General features: G+C 68.5%; 19 protein-coding genes. 17 read left to right on the top strand and 2 right to left on the bottom strand.

What is annotated here, in order from left to right; all coding sequences use genetic code 11:
- Window positions 1-125: 125 nt before the first annotated feature.
- The gene (locus ACTIGJ_RS15360) at window positions 126-653 is read right to left on the bottom strand and encodes a hypothetical protein (RefSeq protein ID WP_439641206.1); all 528 of its coding nucleotides are present in this window, start codon (window positions 651-653) and stop codon (window positions 126-128) included.
- A 175-nt stretch (window positions 654-828) separates the two neighbouring features.
- Here ACTIGJ_RS15360 and yajC point away from each other — a divergent pair, with 175 nt between their 5' ends.
- The 3 genes from yajC to secF all read left to right on the top strand — a co-directional run bounded on the left by yajC (window position 829) and on the right by secF (window position 4,138).
- Window positions 829-1,167, top strand: coding sequence for a preprotein translocase subunit YajC (gene yajC, locus ACTIGJ_RS15355; protein WP_439641263.1), 339 nt, complete (start codon window positions 829-831; stop codon window positions 1,165-1,167).
- 121 nt (window positions 1,168-1,288) lie between these two features.
- Entirely contained in the window at window positions 1,289-3,157 is a 1,869-nt protein-coding gene (gene secD, locus ACTIGJ_RS15350; RefSeq protein ID WP_439641205.1) for a protein translocase subunit SecD, read from the top strand.
- Between the two features lie 15 nt (window positions 3,158-3,172).
- Window positions 3,173-4,138, top strand: a complete 966-nt coding sequence (gene secF / locus ACTIGJ_RS15345; protein WP_439641204.1) for a protein translocase subunit SecF — start codon at window positions 3,173-3,175, stop codon at window positions 4,136-4,138.
- A gap of 66 nt (window positions 4,139-4,204) precedes the next feature.
- Here the strand turns inward: secF and ACTIGJ_RS15340 are convergent, their stop codons facing one another.
- On the bottom strand, window positions 4,205-5,008 hold the full coding sequence (locus ACTIGJ_RS15340) for an inositol monophosphatase family protein (RefSeq protein ID WP_439641203.1): 804 nt from the start codon (window positions 5,006-5,008) through the stop codon (window positions 4,205-4,207).
- Between the two features lie 87 nt (window positions 5,009-5,095).
- On the opposite strand from ACTIGJ_RS15340, the gene ACTIGJ_RS15335 reads away from it, so the two are divergent.
- From ACTIGJ_RS15335 to bamB, 14 genes are all read left to right on the top strand, one after another.
- On the top strand, window positions 5,096-5,905 hold the full coding sequence (locus ACTIGJ_RS15335) for an RNA methyltransferase (protein ID WP_439641202.1): 810 nt from the start codon (window positions 5,096-5,098) through the stop codon (window positions 5,903-5,905).
- Window positions 5,902-6,834: an isopenicillin N synthase family dioxygenase gene (locus tag ACTIGJ_RS15330; protein WP_439641201.1), complete on the top strand. Its 933-nt coding sequence runs from the start codon at window positions 5,902-5,904 to the stop codon at window positions 6,832-6,834. The genes ACTIGJ_RS15335 and ACTIGJ_RS15330 overlap by 4 nt, the downstream gene beginning before the upstream one ends.
- Window positions 6,835-6,892: 58 nt before the next feature.
- Window positions 6,893-8,026, top strand: coding sequence for a cysteine desulfurase family protein (locus ACTIGJ_RS15325; protein WP_439641200.1), 1,134 nt, complete (start codon window positions 6,893-6,895; stop codon window positions 8,024-8,026).
- A complete protein-coding gene (locus ACTIGJ_RS15320; RefSeq protein ID WP_439641199.1) occupies window positions 8,023-9,213 on the top strand; it encodes an aminotransferase class V-fold PLP-dependent enzyme in 1,191 nt (396 codons plus the stop codon). The genes ACTIGJ_RS15325 and ACTIGJ_RS15320 overlap by 4 nt, the downstream gene beginning before the upstream one ends.
- Complete coding sequence (locus ACTIGJ_RS15315) at window positions 9,213-9,617, top strand: iron-sulfur cluster assembly scaffold protein (protein WP_439641198.1); 405 nt, start codon at window positions 9,213-9,215, stop codon at window positions 9,615-9,617. The genes ACTIGJ_RS15320 and ACTIGJ_RS15315 overlap by 1 nt, the downstream gene beginning before the upstream one ends.
- Window positions 9,614-9,940, top strand: a complete 327-nt coding sequence (locus ACTIGJ_RS15310; RefSeq protein ID WP_439641197.1) for a HesB/IscA family protein — start codon at window positions 9,614-9,616, stop codon at window positions 9,938-9,940. The genes ACTIGJ_RS15315 and ACTIGJ_RS15310 overlap by 4 nt, the downstream gene beginning before the upstream one ends.
- A 142-nt stretch (window positions 9,941-10,082) precedes the next feature.
- Window positions 10,083-10,514, top strand: coding sequence for a nucleoside-diphosphate kinase (ndk, locus tag ACTIGJ_RS15305; RefSeq protein ID WP_439641196.1), 432 nt, complete (start codon window positions 10,083-10,085; stop codon window positions 10,512-10,514).
- Between the two features lie 49 nt (window positions 10,515-10,563).
- Window positions 10,564-11,730 carry a 23S rRNA (adenine(2503)-C(2))-methyltransferase RlmN gene (gene rlmN / locus ACTIGJ_RS15300; RefSeq protein ID WP_439641195.1) on the top strand — a complete coding sequence of 389 codons (1,167 nt, stop codon included), beginning with the start codon at window positions 10,564-10,566 and terminating at the stop codon, window positions 11,728-11,730.
- Window positions 11,727-11,894 carry a hypothetical protein gene (locus ACTIGJ_RS15295; RefSeq protein ID WP_439641194.1) on the top strand — a complete coding sequence of 56 codons (168 nt, stop codon included), beginning with the start codon at window positions 11,727-11,729 and terminating at the stop codon, window positions 11,892-11,894. The genes rlmN and ACTIGJ_RS15295 overlap by 4 nt, the downstream gene beginning before the upstream one ends.
- The gene (gene pilW, locus ACTIGJ_RS15290) at window positions 11,891-12,658 is read left to right on the top strand and encodes a type IV pilus biogenesis/stability protein PilW (protein ID WP_439641193.1); all 768 of its coding nucleotides are present in this window, start codon (window positions 11,891-11,893) and stop codon (window positions 12,656-12,658) included. The genes ACTIGJ_RS15295 and pilW overlap by 4 nt, the downstream gene beginning before the upstream one ends.
- A complete protein-coding gene (locus ACTIGJ_RS15285; RefSeq protein WP_439641192.1) occupies window positions 12,655-13,680 on the top strand; it encodes a RodZ domain-containing protein in 1,026 nt (341 codons plus the stop codon). The genes pilW and ACTIGJ_RS15285 overlap by 4 nt, the downstream gene beginning before the upstream one ends.
- 37 nt (window positions 13,681-13,717) lie before the next feature.
- A complete protein-coding gene (gene hisS / locus ACTIGJ_RS15280; protein WP_439641191.1) occupies window positions 13,718-14,986 on the top strand; it encodes a histidine--tRNA ligase in 1,269 nt (422 codons plus the stop codon).
- A 69-nt stretch (window positions 14,987-15,055) separates the two neighbouring features.
- On the top strand, window positions 15,056-15,718 hold the full coding sequence (locus ACTIGJ_RS15275; RefSeq protein ID WP_439641190.1) for a YfgM family protein: 663 nt from the start codon (window positions 15,056-15,058) through the stop codon (window positions 15,716-15,718).
- Window positions 15,715-16,869 (top strand): outer membrane protein assembly factor BamB, encoded by a 1,155-nt coding sequence (gene bamB, locus ACTIGJ_RS15270; protein ID WP_439641189.1) that lies wholly within the window; start codon window positions 15,715-15,717, stop codon window positions 16,867-16,869. The genes ACTIGJ_RS15275 and bamB overlap by 4 nt, the downstream gene beginning before the upstream one ends.
- Window positions 16,870-16,959 lie beyond the last annotated feature (90 nt).

Genomic DNA, 16,959 nt, shown 5'->3' with positions numbered 1-16,959 from the left:
AAGGCGGCGCGGATAAACCGGTCGTTCAGGCGGAAGGCTAGCACGAAGGCCCCTGCCTTCGGCCGGTGCTGCGTCATCTGCGGGACAACCCGGTGCCGGGAATGTCCCGTTTCGGAACTTGGGGCCTACAGCGGCGGGCTCGCTTCCGGGTAGGCGACGAAGCGGAGTTCCACGCCGGCGGCACGGGCCGCGCTGGCCACCTCGGCGCGGTGCTGGTCCGGGCCGAGGTAGATCAGGATCATGCCGCTCAGGTCCTCGCCATGGTGGGCTTCGAGCGCCGCCAGCAGCGTGCGCCGGTTGCGCTCCGGGTCCGGCCCGGCCACGCCGAGGTAGTCGCGTTCGCGGGCGGCCGCCTGCATCTTGCTGCCGAGTTCGGCGATGTCCTGCGCTTCCGGCGCCGGCTCCAGCATCGCAAAGAAATAGAAGCTGTCGAGATCCGGCGGCACCTGGGTGCCGGCCAGCCGCATCGCGGTATCCAGATCGAACGCGGCTGCCGGGGCCACCGCCGGTCCGGGTGCTGGCGCGCTGACGGCTACCGGCGGCGGCAGGTCGGACGGCGCACGCCAGGCCAGCGCCAGCGCGGCGGCGATGCCGACCAGGATCAGCGCGGCGGTCCGGAAATCGCGCGAGGGCAGCGGGGGCGTTGCGGTCATCGGAAGGCAGGGCGAGCGGAAAACGGGTCGGCATGCTAGCACTGCCGCAGCCGGCTTCCGGCTGCGGACGACCGCCGCAAACCGCCGCTGCGGCGTGCTTCCAGCGCGGACGGCCGGCAAAAGGCCGTATGGCATAATCCAGCCCCATTTGCCGCCTGCCCAGGTTTCCGACGTGCTGGAATTGCTCGATCTGCTGATCCCGGTTGCCCATGCCCAGACTGCCGCGCCGCAGCCGCCGGGCCTGCTGGCGTCCATCTGGCCGCTGCTGGTGATGCTGCCGCTGTTCTACTTCCTGCTGCTGCGGCCGCAGATGAAGCGTTCCAAGGAAACCCGCGACATGTTGTCGAAGCTCGCCAAGGGCGACGAGGTGGTGTCCAGCGGTGGCCTGGCCGGCCGCATCACGGCGATCGGCGAGAATTATCTGACCGTCGAAGTCGCCGACAAGGTCGAGGTCAAGTTCCAGAAGGCCGCGATCACCACCGTGCTGCCGAAAGGCACGCTGAAGAACCTGTAGTTTCCCCGCGCCTGGCAGTTGCCCCGGCGGCCTGCCGGGCCGACCGCCGCCGACCGACCCGCTGACCGCGTATCCCGGCGCGCCGTCAACGCCGCCGTCCCCCGCCGCCCGACGAACCGCCATGCATCACTACCCTTTCTGGAAGCCCGTGACGCTTGTCATCGTCACGCTGCTCGGCGCGCTGTACGCGCTGCCGAATCTCTATGGCGAAGACCTCGCGGTGCAGATCAGCACCAGCTCCGGTGACCCGCTGCCGGCGAGCTTTGGCGATACCGTGGCCAAGACGCTGGACACCGAGAAGCTGAGCACCTCCGGCTCTGCGCTGGAAGGCAGCCAGTGGGTCGTGCGCTTCGGCACGCCGGAAGCGCAGCTCAAGGCCGTGGATGCGCTGAAGCGCGACCTCGACGGACAGGGCTACGTCACCGCGCTGAACCTCGCGTCGCGGACGCCGAAGTGGCTGTCGGCGCTCGGCGGGAAGCCGATGGCGCTCGGCCTCGACCTGCGCGGCGGCGTGCACTTCCTGCTGCAGGTGGCGGTGGAGGACGTCAAGAAGGCCGCCGTCGAGCGGCTGATCAACGACGTGCCCAAGCTGCTGCGCGACCAGGACATCCGCTACACCGGGCGGCGCAAGGCCGGCGAGGCGATCGTCATCGAATTCGCCGACGCCGAACGGCTCGACAAGGCGCGCAGCGCCATCGCCAAGGAAAACCGCGACCTGACTCTGAGCACGCCGCCAGATGCCGCTGGCCCGGCGCTGCAGGTGGCGCTGTCGGACATCGCCGCCAAGAAGCTGATCGACGACGCCGTCGACAAGAACCTGATCACGCTGCGCAATCGCGTCAACCAGTTCGGCGTCGCCGAGCCGATCGTCCAGCGCCAGGGCGCCGACCGCATCGTCGTGCAGCTGCCCGGCGTGCAGGACCCGACCCGGGTCAAGGAGCTGCTGGGCGCCACCGCCACCCTCGAATACCGCGCGGTCGACGAAAACGCCGACGCCAATGCCGCCGCCGCCAGCGGCGTGATCCCGCTCGGCGACGAGCTGTACTACGAGCGCGGCACACGCCGGCCGTTCCTGCTGAAGCGGGAAGCGATCGCCAGCGGTGCCGAGCTGACCAGCGCCCAGCCGACCGTCGACCATGAGTCGGGCACGCCGGCGGTCAGCGTCACGCTCGATGCCAGCGGTGCCAAGCGGATGCTCGATTTCACCTCGAAGAACGTCGGCAAGCTGATGGCGGTGGTCTATCGCGAGACCGAGATCAAGACCACCTACAACGCCCGTGGCGACGCGATCCGCGAGCGCCGCGACGTGCAGGAAGTGATTTCCGCCGCCACCATCCGCGGCGTTTTCGGCAGCCGCTTCCAGACCACCGGTCTGTCGAGCCGCGAAGCCCGCGACCTGGCCGACCTGCTGAAGGCCGGCGCGCTGGTGGCGCCGATCGAGATCATCGAGGAGCGCACGATCGGTCCAAGCCTCGGCGCCGACAACATCCGCCGCGGCATGTCGGCGGCACTGCTGGGCCTCGGCCTGGTGATGGTGTTCATGGTCCTCTACTACCGCGTGTTCGGCCTGTTCGCGATCGCAGCACTGACCGCCAACCTGCTGCTGCTGACTGCCGTGCTGTCGCTGTTCCAGGCCACGCTGACGATGCCCGGCATCGCCGGCATCGTGCTGCACATGGGCATCGCGGTGGATGCCAACGTGCTGATCTACGAGCGCATCCGCGAGGAACTGCGCGCCGGGCTCAAGCCGCATCAGGCGATCGACGCCGGCTACGACCGCGCCTTCCTGACCATCGCCGATGCCAACGTCACCGTGCTGATCGGTACCCTGATTCTGTTCTTCCTCGGCGCCGGTGCGCTGAAGGGCTTCGCGATCACCCTGGCCATCGGCATCGTGACCTCGCAGTTCACCGCCATCGTCGGCAGCCGCACGCTGGCGCATTGGGTGTTCGGCAAGCGCAGCAACCTCAAAGATCTGCCGATCTGGTAACCCGGAGCTGAGCCAATGAAAGTGTTCGCGAATGTTCCGAAGTTCGACTTCATGCGCCAGCGCAAGGTCGGCCTGGTGCTGTCGGCGCTGCTGACCACGGCGTCGATCCTGCTGGTGATCTTCCGGGGCCTGAATTTCGGCATCGACTTCACCGGCGGCGTGCTGGTCGAAGTGGCGTTCCCGCAGTCCGTGCAGCTCGAGAAGGTCCGCGAGGACCTCGCCAAGGGCGGCTACGAGCATGGCGTGGTGCAGTATTTCGGCGGCTCGTCGACGGTGCTGATCCGCCTGCCGCCGAACTCGGAAACCTCGGCCTCCCTGAGCAGCAAGGTGCTGGCGGCGGTCGGGGCCGGCGAAGCCGGTGTCGAGATGCGCCGTGTCGAGTTCGTCGGCCCGCAGGTCGGCGAGGAGCTGAGCGAGAAAGGCTCGATCGCGATGCTGGTGGCCTTCGGCCTGATCGCAGCGTTCATCGCCTTCCGCTTCGAATGGAAGTTCGCGATCGGCGCGATCGCCGCCCTGGTCCACGACGCGGTGATGGTGCTCGGCTTCCTGTCGCTGGCCTGGGTCGAATTCGATCTGACCACGTTGGCGGCGATCCTGGCGCTGATCGGCTACTCGAACAACGAAACCATCGTCATCTTCGACCGCGTCCGCGAAAACCTGATCCGCACCCGCAAGGCGTCGGTATTCGAAGTGGTGAACCTGTCGGTCAATCAGACCCTGCTGCGCTCGATCATCACCCACGTCACCACCTTGCTGGTCTGCGTCGCGCTGTTCTCGCTCGGCGGTTCGACGGTGCACAGCTTCTCGGTGTCGATGATCGTCGGCGTGATCGTCGCGACCTATTCGTCGATCTACGTCTCCACCGGGCTCGCGGTCGCGCTCGGCGTCACCCGCGACGACCTGCTGCCGCCGGAAGAAAAGGACGAGAAGGTCCGCGCCGAGAAGCAGGCCAAGGCCGAGAACGATGGCGCGGTGGTCTGAGGGGCGACGACGTCTGATACGAAAAGCCCCGCTTCGAGCGGGGCTTTTTCATGGCGGCTGACGCCGTTATTCGACAGCCGGCTCGATCGGCCGCGCCACGCCGCGCAGGGCCTCGGCCAGCTGGGCGTGCAACTTGTGCGGGGCGGCCAGGATGTGGCCGCTGCTCATCACGTCGCCCCGGGCATCGTAGAGGTCGGTGACAGTGCCGCCGGCTTCCTGCACCAGCACGATGCCGGCGGCCATGTCCCAGGGCTTCAAGCCCAGTTCGAAGAAGCCGTCGAGACGGCCGGCAGCGACATAGGCGAGGTCGAGCGCGGCCGAGCCGGCGCGGCGGATGCCGGCCGAATTGCCGGCGATGGTCTTCAGCATCGGCAGGTAGGCATCGAGCAGTTCCGGCTTCAGCGGCACGCCGGTACCGATCAGCGCGCTGTCGAGTTCCTTGGCGGTGCTGCCGCGGATCTTGCGGTTGTTCAAGGTGGCGCCGGAGCCCCGGGTGGCGCAGTACAGGTCCTGCGTGCAGGGCGCGTAGATCACGCCGTGCTCGAGCTTGCCGCGCACCTGGATGCCGATCGACACCGCGAAGTGCGGCAGGCCATGCAGGAAGTTGGTGGTGCCGTCGAGCGGGTCGATGATCCAGACCACTTCGTTATTGCCACTTGCGCCGCCTTCCTCGCCGAGGATCGCGTGCTGCGGATAGGCCTTGCGGATCACCTTGACGATCTCGGCTTCCGCGCTGCGGTCGACCTGGGTGACGAAATCGTTGCGGCCCTTGCTTTCGACGGTCAGCTGGTCGACCCGGTCGAGGCTGCGCATGATGAAATTGCCGGCGGAGCGGGCAGCACTGACGGCGATGTTGACGAGCGGATGCATGGCGGGGAAGCGGGTCCGGTGAACGAGGCTGCGGCGCAAGACTGGCGTCCGCACGATCAAAGCCGGAAACTTCCGGCTTTGCCGTCGATGAATCAGATAGTGGAACTATTATCCCGCATCCGCGTTGTACTCGTGGCGACCCATCATCCGGGCAACATCGGCTCCGCTGCCCGCGCCATGCGCAACATGGGTCTGCGCGACCTGGCACTGGTCGCGCCGCACCGCTTTCCCGATCCTGAAGCCACTGCGCTGGCCTCCGGCGCCGACGACATCCTGGCCGGCGCGACGATCCACGAAACGCTGGCCGATGCGGTGGCCGACTGCGAGCACGTGATCGCCACCACGGCGCGCGTGCGCTATGTGCAGATTCCGTTCTCCGAACCGCGCGAATGCGTGGCCCGGCTGGCCGCCGGCCAGCACCCGGGGCGGATCGCGATCGTCTTCGGCCGCGAGCGCACCGGGCTGACCAACGAGGAGCTCGACCACTGCCGCGAAGCGGTGGCGATCCCGACCGACCCCGAGTTCGGCTCGATGAACCTCGCTGCCGCCGTGCAGATCATGGCTTACGAGCTGCGGCTGGCCGCCGGCGCCAAGCTGCCGGAAATGCCCGAGCACCAGCCGGTGCCGCAGGGGCAGATGGAACACCTGTACGGCCATCTGGAAAAGGTGCTGATCGCGACCAGCTTCATCGACCCGGAAGCGCCGCGCTACATCATGCGGCGGATGCGCCGGATGTTCGGCCGTGCCGCACCCGACAGCCACGAGTTCAACATCGTGCGTGGCATCCTGACCTCGGTCGAGGAGGCGCTGGGCCTGAAGCCGACCAACAAACGCTTCCCGCATCTGCCGCAGGAGCCGAAGTACCGTCCGCCCGAGGCCGTCGAGCCGCAGCCGTGAGCGGCGTCCCGACGCTCGATTTCCGGCGCTGGCAGCACGACCGCGCCGCCTTCGTCGCCGAACTGGGCGCGGCCTATCGCGAGTACGGCTTCTGCGGCATCCGCCACCACGGCATCGCCCCGGCGCTGATCGACGAGGCCTACCGGGTGTTCCGGCTGTTCTTCGCGCTGCCGGAAGACGTCAAGCGTCGCTATGCCGCCGGCCCCGGCGGTACGCGCGGGCTGACGCCGTTCAAGATCGAGACCGCCAAGGGTGCATCGCTGCCGGACCTAAAGGAGTTCTGGCACATCGGCCGCGAGATTCCGCGCGATTCGCGCTACGCCGCGATCATGGCGCCGAACCTGTGGCCGGCCGAAGTACCGGGCTTTCAGGCTTGCGGCTACGCGCTGTACGAGGCGCTCGGCGAGCTGGGTCGGCAGGTGCTGGCGGCGCTGGCGCTGAATCTCGGCCTTGACGAGCACTGGTTCGACGACAAGATCGACCACGGCAATTCGATCCTGCGGGCGATCCACTATCCGCCGATCACCTCGGCCGACATCCCCAACGTCCGCGCCGGCGCCCACGAGGACATCAACCTGATCACCTTGCTGGTCGGCGCCAGCGAAGGTGGGCTGGAAGTGCTGAGCCGGCGCGGCGAGTGGCTGCCGATCACCACCGAGGGCGACACCATCGTCGTCAACATCGGCGACATGCTGCAAAGGCTGAGCAACCACGTGTATCCGTCGACGACCCATCGGGTGGTCAACCCGCATGGCGCTGCGGCACGCCGGGCCCGGTACTCGGTGCCGTACTTCCTGCACCCGAATCCGGATTTCCTGATCGACGTGCTGCCGTCCTGCATCACGCCGGGCAACCCGAGCCGCTATCCGGTGCCGATCACCGCCAACGACTATCTCTGGGAGCGGCTGCGGGAGATCAAGCTGGGCTGATCGTTCAGGCCGGCGGCTGTCGCCGGTGCAGTGCCGGCGCGGCGGTAAACTTCGCGTCATGCCGATCTACCTCGATCACAACGCCACCACGCCGCTGGACCCGCGGGTGCTGGAGGCGATGCTGCCGTACCTGTCCGGGCCGTACGGCAATGCCTCCAGCGTGCACCGCTACGGCCGTGCGGCGCGCGATGCGATCGAGGCGGCGCGCGTGCAGGTGGCTGCACTGGCCGGCGCGGAAGCCTCGGAAGTGACATTCACCAGCGGCGCCACGGAATCCAACAACCTGGCGCTGAAAGGCCTGACCGAAGGCCGCGCGCCGAGCCGCGTGCTGTACGGCGCGACCGAACACCCGGCGATTCTCGAAACCGCCGAATCGCTGCGGCCGCACGGCTGGCAGGTCGAAACGATCGCCATCGACCGCGCCGGCCTCATCGACTGGCCGGCGTTTGAAGCGCAGCTGGCGCGCGGGCCGGTGCAGGTCGCGGCGCTGATGCTGGCCAACAACGAGACCGGCGTGATCCAGGACTGCGCGCGCGCCGCGCGGCTGGTCCACGACGCGGGTGGCCTGTTCCATGTCGATGCCGTGCAGGCCGGCGGCAAGCTGGCCTTTTCGTTCGCCGACACCGGTGCCGATCTGATGAGCCTGTCGGCGCACAAGCTGTACGGGCCGAAGGGTGTCGGCGCGCTGCTGGTGCGCTCGCATGTCGAGCTGCGCACCCAGCTGCACGGCGGCGGCCAGGAGCGCGGCCTGCGCGGCGGCACCGAAAACCTTGCAGCGATCGTCGGCTTCGGCGCGGCCTGCGAACTGGCCGTCGCGGAAGTCGGGCAACGCGTCACCCGCTGGGCCGAGTTGAAGGCGCGGCTCGAAGCTGGCCTGCGCGCACTGCCCGGCATCACGATCTTCGGCGATGGCAGCCCGCGTCTTGCCAACACCGTGCAGTGCGGGGTCGCTGGCTGGGAAGGCGAGGCGCTGCTGATGGCGCTCGACCGGAAAGGGATTGCCGTTTCGAGCGGCTCGGCCTGCGCCGCCGGCACCGGCGAGCCCAGCCATGTGCTGATCGGCATGGGCTGGGAACGCGACATCGCGTTCTCCGCGATCCGCATCAGCCTGGGCGTTTCGACCACCGAAGCCGAGATCGACCGTTTCCTGGCGGTGCTGGCCGAGCTGCGCGCGCAGGCGGTGGCGGCATGATCTACCTCGACTACGCGGCGACCACGCCGCTCGACGCAGCGGTGTTCGAAGCGATGCTGCCGTACCTGGCGCCGGGCGGCCTGCACGGCAATCCGGCTTCCACGCACGGCCCCGGCTTCAAGGCCCGCGCGGCGGTGGAGCGGGCGCGCCAGCAGGTTGCGGCGCTGATTGGTGCGGAGCCCGGCGAGATCATCTGGACTTCCGGCGCCACCGAATCGAACAACCTCGCGATCAAGGGCGCGCTGGAGTTCCGCGGCTTTCCGAAGAACGGCAAGCCGGTGCACATCGTCACCTCGAAGACCGAGCACAAGTGCGTGCTCGACACCTGCCGCCATCTGGAAACGCTCGGTGCTCGGGTCAGCTATCTGAAGCCGGACGGGCAGGGGTGGGTGACGCCGGATGCGGTGCTGGCGGCGATCACGCCGGACACCGCGCTGGTGTCGCTGATGTGGGTGAACAACGAGATCGGCGCGGTCAATGACATCGAGCGGCTGGCGCCGAGCCTGCGCGAGCGCGGCGTGATGCTGCATGTCGATGCCGCACAGGCCGCCGGCAAGCTGCCGATCGACCTGAAGGCCGTGCCGGTCGATCTGCTGAGCCTGTCGGCGCACAAGCTGTACGGGCCGAAGGGTGTCGGTGCGCTGTACGTCCGCCGCCGGCCCCGCGCGCGGCTGGCGCCGCAGATGCATGGCGGCGGCCACGAGCAGGGCATGCGCTCCGGCACGCTTCCGACTCATCAGGTGGTCGGCATGGGCGCGGCCTGCCAGCGTGCGGCCGAACGGCTGGATGCCGATGCCACCCATTGCAGCGGCCTGCGCGACGCGCTGTGGGCGCGGCTGCGCGGCATTCCCGGCGTGCTGCGCAACGGTCCGGCCGGCGATTCGGCGGGCGGCGAAAGCGCCGCGCCGCATCTGCTGAACCTGAGCTTCCCCGGCGTCGAGGGCGAGGCGCTGCGTGCTGCGCTGCCCGACCTCACGGTGTCGAGCGGCTCGGCCTGCTCGTCGGCCACGGCCGAGCCGTCGTATGTGCTGCGGGCCCTGGGTCGCGACGATGAAACGGCCAATGCGTCCCTGCGTTTCTCGTTCGGCCGGCCGACGACGATGGCCGAGATCGAACAGGCCGCCGCTGCCGTGATCGCCCAGGTCGCGTGGCTGCGCGCCTTGTCGCCGCTGCCCGGGAGCAGGTGATGAACGAGATCGACGACGACAACCCCTACGGCTACGCACCGGCGATCTGGCGGCTGTTCCGCAGCGCGCCGAATGCCGGCGTGTTTGCCGACGGCACGGCTGGCGTGATCAGCGCCGACGCCGGCACGCCGGCGGCGCGCTCGGTGCTGCGGCTGGCGTTGCGCGTCGACGGCGACCGGGTTACCGAAGGGCGCTTCCAGGCCTACGGCTGCCCGACGACCATCGCCGTCGGCGCCTGGATCGCCGGCTGGTGTGCCGGCCGCACGGTCGATGAACTACGTCGCCTGAAAGCGGCGGATCTCCGCGAAGCGCTTGAAATCCCGGAGGATCGTGCACACTGTGCGTTGCTGGGGGAAGATGCGCTGAAGGCGCTGCTGACCCGGTTTCAGGAGCCACGAGCATGAGCATCGAACTGACGGCAAGCGCGGCACAACGCATCCAGACGCAGATCGCCAAGCGCGGCAAGGGTTATGGCCTGCGAATCGGCGTCAAGAAATCCGGCTGCTCCGGCTACGCCTACGTGCTGGATTACGCTGACGCCCCGGGTGCCGACGATGCGGTGTTCGACGCCCACGGCGCCAAGGTGGTGGTGGCGAAGGAACACCTGTCGTTCCTCGATGGTCTGACCCTCGACTTCCAGCGCGAAGGTCTCAACGAAGCGTTCAAGTTCCGCAACCCGAACGTCACCGGCGAGTGCGGCTGCGGCGAGAGCTTCGCGGTCGGCTAAAGCCCGCGCTGCGGCCCGGCGCCCCGCTTGCTGCAGCGCCGCAGATTGCCGGGCCTGCGCGCAACCCGTTAACATTCCGTGTTTTTCCGCCCCGGATGCTGTCAGCGGGGCGTCGTCTACATCCACACACGGAAACATCATCATGGCGGTTGAACGCACCCTTTCGATCATCAAGCCCGACGCCGTTGCCAAGAACGTCATCGGCGGCATCTATTCGCGCTTTGAAGCTGCCGGCCTGCGCATCGTCGCCGCCCGCATGCAGCACCTGTCGCGCGAAGAGGCCGAGGGCTTCTACGCGGTGCACAGCGCCCGTCCGTTTTTCAAGGACCTGGTCAGCTTCATGATCTCCGGCCCGGTCATCATCCAGGTGCTGGAAGGCGAAGACGCGGTTGCCAAGCACCGCGACATCATGGGCGCCACCGATCCGAAGAAGGCCGCCCCGGGCACGATCCGTGCGGACTTCGCCGACTCGATCGACGAGAACGCCGTCCACGGTTCGGACAGCCTGGAAAACGCCGCCCGCGAAATCGGCTACTTCTTCCGCACCACCGAACTCGCGCCGCGCACGCGCTGAGCCGGTTGCGGCCCACAGGTGACGCGTGACCGCTGAACAGCCCGCCCCGATGACCCCGCCGACGGACGCCGAGCCGCGCCCGGCGGCAGTGGCAGGCGCGCGCGTCAACCTGTTCGGACTCGACCGCGCCGCCTTGCGCGCCGAGTTCGAAAAGATGGGCGAGTCCGGCTACCGCGCCGACCAGATCATGCTGTGGATCTATCGGCGCGGGGTCGTCGACTTCGCCTTGATGAGCAATGTCGGCAAGGCCCTGCGCGCAAGGCTCGAACAGCACTTCGTGATTCGGCCGCCGGAACTGGTCACCGAGCAGCTGTCCACCGATGGCACCCGCAAGTGGGTGCTGAAGCTGGAGGAACGCGAAGGCCGTCCGGAAACGATGATCGAGACGGTCTACATCCCGGAAGCCAACCGCGGCACCCTGTGCATCTCCTCGCAGGCCGGCTGCGCGATGGACTGCTCGTTCTGCTCGACGGCGCAGGGCGGGTTTTCCCGCAACATGACCACGGCCGAGATCGTGGCCCAGGTGTATTTCGCCGGGAAAGCGCTCGGCGGCGACTTCCAGAACGAGAAGGTGATCTCCAACGTCGTCTTCATGGGCATGGGCGAGCCGCTGGCCAATTACAACGCGGTGCTGCCGGCGATCCGCATCCTGCTCGACGACTTCGGCTTCGGCCTGTCCAAGCGCCGGGTGACGATCTCCACCTCGGGCCTGGTGCCGTTCATCGACCGGCTGGCCAGCGATGTCGACACCGCGCTGGCGATCTCGCTGCACGCGCCAAACGATCAGCTTCGCGACGAGCTGGTGCCGATCAACAAGAAGTACCCGATTTCCGAATTGATGGACGCCTGCCGCCGCTATCTGGCCGGTAAGGACCGCAAGGCCCACATCGTCTACGAGTACGTGATGCTCGACGGCGTCAACGACCAGCCGGAGCACGCGCGCGAACTCGCCCGCCTGCTGAACGCCACGCATGGCAGCCAGGCGTCGGCCAAGGTCAACCTGATTCCGTTCAACCCGTTTCCGAACGCGCGCTACAAGCGCTCGAAGCCGGACGCGATCAACCGCTTCTCCGAAATCCTGCGCGCCAAGGGTCTGCTGACGATGACCCGCCGCACCCGTGGCGACGATATCGATGCGGCCTGCGGGCAACTCGTCGGCAAGGTGCAGTCGAAGCAGAAGAAGCGCCTTGGCGACATACCGGTGCGCGTGCAATGAGCCGCCCGCAGGCCTTCGCCGCGATGCGCCTTGCTCCGATCCCCACCGCGTTCGCGGCGGGGCCCCTCGTCGGTGGCGCACGGGCTCCCTGCGGACAATGGGTGGGAAAGGTGCAGGCGAAGCAGAAGAAGCGCCTGGGTGACATTCCGGTGCGCGTGCAGTGATCCGCAGCGCGGTGGCTCTTGTGCTGACGGCGCTTGCGCTGACCGCCTGCGTCACTGAAACCAGCGGCGAGCTGCGGCCGCAGTCACCGCCGGATCTCGAGGAAGCGGCGCGGATCAACACGCAGCTCGGCGTCGACTACGCCCGTCAGGGGCAGTTCGAGGTGGCCGAGGAAAAGCTGCGCAAGGCGGTCGAGCAGAACGATCGCTACGCCCAGGCGCATGGCGTGTTGGCCTTCGTGCTGACGCAGCGGGGCGACCGCGAGGGCGCGGAGCGCGAGTACCGGCGCGCGCTGGCGCTGGCGCCGGATGACGCCGCCACCCACAACAACTTCGGCGTACTGCTCTGCGAGCTCGGCAAGGTCAAGGAGGCCGACCGGGCGTTTCAGGCCGCGCTGGCCAACCGCAACTACGCCACCCCGGAAGCGGCGTGGACCAATGCCGGCATCTGTCAGCGGCAGGCGAGCGATCCGCGCGCCGAGACCAGCTTCCGCGAAGCCTTGAAGATCAATCCGGAATACCGCGCAGCGCTGGCGCAGATTGCCCAGCTGACCTACGCCGCCGGCGACTGGGCGCGCACCGATGCTTTTCTGAAGCGCTACGAAAAGCTCGGCAGCCTGCCGCCGGACCTGCTGCTGATCGCCGCCTCCACCCAGCGCAAGCTTGGTGACCGGGCGGCGGCGCGCCGCTACGAACAGACCCTGATCAGCGGATTCCCGGAATCCGACCAGGCTGTGCAACTGCTGAAGAACCCGCCTGCACCATGACCTCCGATCCGACCGCTCCGAACCTGCGCGACCCGTCCGACAACCCGGACGCCCCGCTGTCCCCCGCCACGGCTGGTCCCGGCCAGGCGATACGCCAGGCGCGCGAACGCGCCAAGCTCGGCATCGAGGAGCTGGCGACGCTGACCCGGCTGGCGCGCGGCACGCTCGAGGCGCTGGAGCGCAACGACTTCAGCACGCTGACCGAAGCGGTCTACGTGCGCGGCTATTACCGCAAGTGCGCCAAGGTGCTGAATCTGCCGGAAGCCGAGCTGATCGCCGCCTACGACAAGCTCTACGCGCCGAAAAGCGCGCCGCTGCCGACCAAGATGCTGCTCGGCAACAGCGGTTCGACGATGGGCTCCGGCCGGCCCAGCAGCGGCAGCGGCTCCGGCTGGATCATCGTGCTGGTGATCGCCGCGCTGGTGGGCGCCGGCCTGTGGTTCATCAACCAGGATGCGGCCGATGGCGCCGCCGCACCGACGCCGGCCGGCGCGGCCAGCCCGGCCACCGGTCCGGCGATCCCGGCCAGCGCGCTGGCCACCCCGGAAACCGCGCCGGCCCCGGCGGAAGTCGCGCCTGCCGCTGGCGGCGATGCCGCGAATGGCGCAGCTCCTGCGCCGGCCCCCGGCGCCGCGTCGTCGTCGACCGGATCCGGCCTGGCGCTGATGGCGGCAACCACGCTGTCGTCGCTGCCGGCATCCGCCGATGCTGCGACCGGCGCCGCCGCCACGGCCGTCGATCCGGCGGCGGTGGTCAGCTCGGCGGGCGGCGCGTTGCTGCTCGATTTCAAGTCGGCGTCGTGGGTGCGCATCGAGGATGCCGATGGCCGCACCCTGCTGTCCGGCACCATTCCGTCCGGCGATCGCCAGCTGCTGCGCGGCCGGCCGCCGTATGCGCTGTTCATCGGCTACGCGCCGGGCGTGCGGGTGGAGTTCGACGGCAAGCCGTTCGACCTGACGCCGCACCTGCGCCAGAACTCGACCGTGCGCATCAACCTGCCGTACGTCCCTGCCGCCCAGTAAGCCGGCCACCGGCCGTCACTCTCGTCCCGCCCGCCTCATGAAGATCCAGTCCGTTCGCGGCATGAACGATGTCCTGCCGGCCGATTCCGCCGCCTGGCAGCACGTCCACGCCGTCGCTGCGCAAGTCTTTGCCGCCTATGGCTATGGCGAGCTGCGCCTGCCGGTGGTCGAGCGCACCGAGCTGTTCAAGCGCGCGGTCGGCGAAGTGACCGACGTGGTCGAGAAGGAGATGTACTCGTTCGAAGATCGCGGCGGCGAAGCGCTGTCCCTGCGTCCCGAGCTGACCGCCGGCGTGGTTCGCGCCGGCATCGAGCACGGCATCCTGTTCAACCAGCAGCAGCGCGTCTGGTGCACCGGCCCGGTGTTCCGTTATGAGCGCCCGCAGGCCGGTCGCTACCGGCAGTTCCACCAGCTGGATGTCGAAGCCTTCGGCATCGCCACGCCGGATGCCGATGTCGAAGTCATCGCCATCGCCGCGCAGCTGTGGAAGCGGCTTGGCCTGTCCGGCTTCGAGCTGCAGATCAATACCCTGGGCACGCCGGCCTGCCGCGCCACGCACCGGGCGGCGCTGATCGCCTATCTCGAACAGCACGAGGCGGCGCTCGATGAAGATGCCCGCCGCCGTCTGCACAGCAATCCGCTGCGGGTGCTCGATTCCAAGGTGCCGGCCACGCAGGCGATCGTCGCCGGTGCGCCGCGCCTGCTCGACCATCTCGACGATGCCTCGATCGCGCACTTCGACGCGGTCAAGGCCGGGCTCGATGCGCTCGGCATCGCCTACACGGTCAATCCGCGGCTGGTGCGCGGCCTCGACTACTACACGCACACGGTGTTCGAGTGGGTCACCGACCAGCTCGGCGCCCAGGGCACGGTCTGCGCCGGTGGCCGCTACGACGGCCTGGTCGAACAGCTCGGCGGGCCGAAGACCACCGGCGTCGGCTTCGGCCTCGGCATCGAACGGCTGATCCTGCTGATGGGCGTGCAGAAGGTGGCGATCACCTCGAACAGCCCGCAGGTCTATGTCTGCCGCTTCGGCGCCGAAGCCGAACGCCAGGCGCTGCAGCTGGCTGAAGCGCTGCGCGACCGTTACCCGGGCCTGCGGCTGGTGCTCAATGCCGGCGGCGGCGGGCTGAAGTCGCAGCTCAAGCGCGCCGACCAGTCCGGTGCCCGCTACGCGCTGGTGATCGGCGACGACGAAGCGGCTGCCGGCACCGTTCAAGTAAAATCCCTGCGCGGCGAAGGCGACGCCTACCTGTGTCGCCAAACGGAGCTGGCTGCGGAACTCGGCAGCCGACTTGCGCTCTGATTCGCGCCCTCCCATCAGCCGACTGACCACCCGAACGGGCGACGCCCCGTCGCCACGCGAGAACGAGACATGAGCACCCATTACGACGACGAAGCCCAAGTCGAAGACCTGCGCCGCTGGTGGAAGGAAAACTGGCTGGCGCTGGCGGTTGGCCTCGGCCTCGGCCTCGGCGCGATCTTCGGCTGGGAGTACTACCAGAACCGGAAGAACCAGACCCGCGCCGAAGCCTCGCAGCTGTTCGAGGAACTCAAGAAGGCGGTGTCGGCGAAGAAGTTCGACGAGGCCGGCCGCATGGGCGATCGCCTGGTCGCCGAATTCGAGTCGACGCCGTATGCCGTGGCCGGCGCGATGAAGCTGGCGCAGGCGGCGGTCGAAGAATCCAAGCTCGATGCCGCGCGCAGCCGTCTCGAATGGGCGGGCGCCCACGCCGATGACGCTGCGCTGAAGCCGCTGATCCAGCTGCGGCTGGCGCGCGTGCTCTGGCAGCAGGGCAAGCCGGGCGACGCGATGAAGCTGCTCGACGCCGAAGCCGGCAGCTATGTGGTGCTCTACGAAGAACTGCGCGGCGACATCAAGCTCGCCGAAGGCGACCGCCCAGCTGCGCTCGCGGCGTACACCAAGGCGGTGGCCAGCCTCGGCGACGCCACCACCGGCACCGCCAACGCGCCGATCGCCGATGCGCTGCAGAAGAAGATCGACGATCTCGCCGACGTCGCGGCGGTGAAATCGTGACATCGCGGTTTGCCCTGATGCTGGTCGCGGCGGCGCTGGCCGTCAGCGCCTGCTCGTCGAAGCCGAAGGTTCGCGAGCCGACCGAGCTGGTCGCCATCAAGCAGCCTGAAATCCGGCTCAAGGAAGTCTGGTCGCGCTCGGCCGGCAACGGCAGCAAGACGCTGTACTCCGGTCTGCGCCTGGCACTGGAAGCCGATGCGCTGTACACCGCCTCGATCGACGGTCAGGTGTTCGCGCTGACGCCGGCCAACGGCGCCACCATCTGGCGCGCCGCGACCAAGGCCCGGATCATCGCCGGCCCGACGGTGTCCGGTGACCTGGTGCTGGTCGGCACGCTCGATGGCGAAGTCATCGCGCTGAAGCGCGCCAGCGGCGCCGAAAGCTGGCGCGCGTCGCTGCCGAGCGAAGTGCTGGCACCGCTGGCCGCCAGCGGCGACATCGTTGTCGCGCGCGCGGCGGACGGCCGCGAGTTCGGCCTGTCGGTCACCGACGGCAGCCGGATCTGGAGCTTCGACCGCACCATTCCGAACCTGACCCTGCGCGGCCTTTCCAAGCCGCTGATCCTCGGCAACCGCGTCTACACCGGGCTCGACAACGGCAAGCTGGTGGCGCTGAACCTCGCCGACGGCGTGCCGGCCTGGGAGCAGAACGTGTCGGTGCCGACCGGTCGTTCGGAACTGGAGCGGCTGACCGATATCGACGCCGACCTGCTGGCTGCCGACAACGGCATCTACGCCGTGACCTACGGCAATGACATCGCGCTGATTGATCCGACGCGCGGTGAAAGCCGCTGGCGGCGCAGCATCAAGAGCTACTCGGGCATGACGGCCACCGACAAGGCGCTCTATGTCACCGACAACGACGGCGTGCTGTGGTCGCTCGACCCGGACACCGGCGCGGTGTCGTGGAAGCAGGAGTCGCTGAAGTTCCGTCGCCTGTCGCCGCCGGGCATGCTGGCGAACTACGTGATCGCCGCCGACTTCCAGGGCTATGTGCATTTCTTCGATCCGGGCGATGGCCACGCGGTGGCGCGCGTCAACCTGGGTGGCGATCCGGTGATCAGCGCGCCGGTCAGCGATGGCGAGCGCGTTTACCTGCTCGACACCACCGGCGATATCGCCGCCTACCGGATCGAGACGCCGAAGCCGTAAGGCCAGGCGGTGTCTGCGGTTTCCGCCCCGGGCGCACTGCGCTCGGGGCTTTTGTCGTCTTGGCGTCAGGCCGCGTAGGCTGCCGCCAGC

The organism is Nevskia sp. (assembly GCF_051860985.1).
Lineage (GTDB): Bacteria > Pseudomonadota > Gammaproteobacteria > Nevskiales > Nevskiaceae > Nevskia.
Note: the sequence above shows the minus strand (reverse complement) of the source record. Positions and strands in the feature narration are given on the sequence as shown.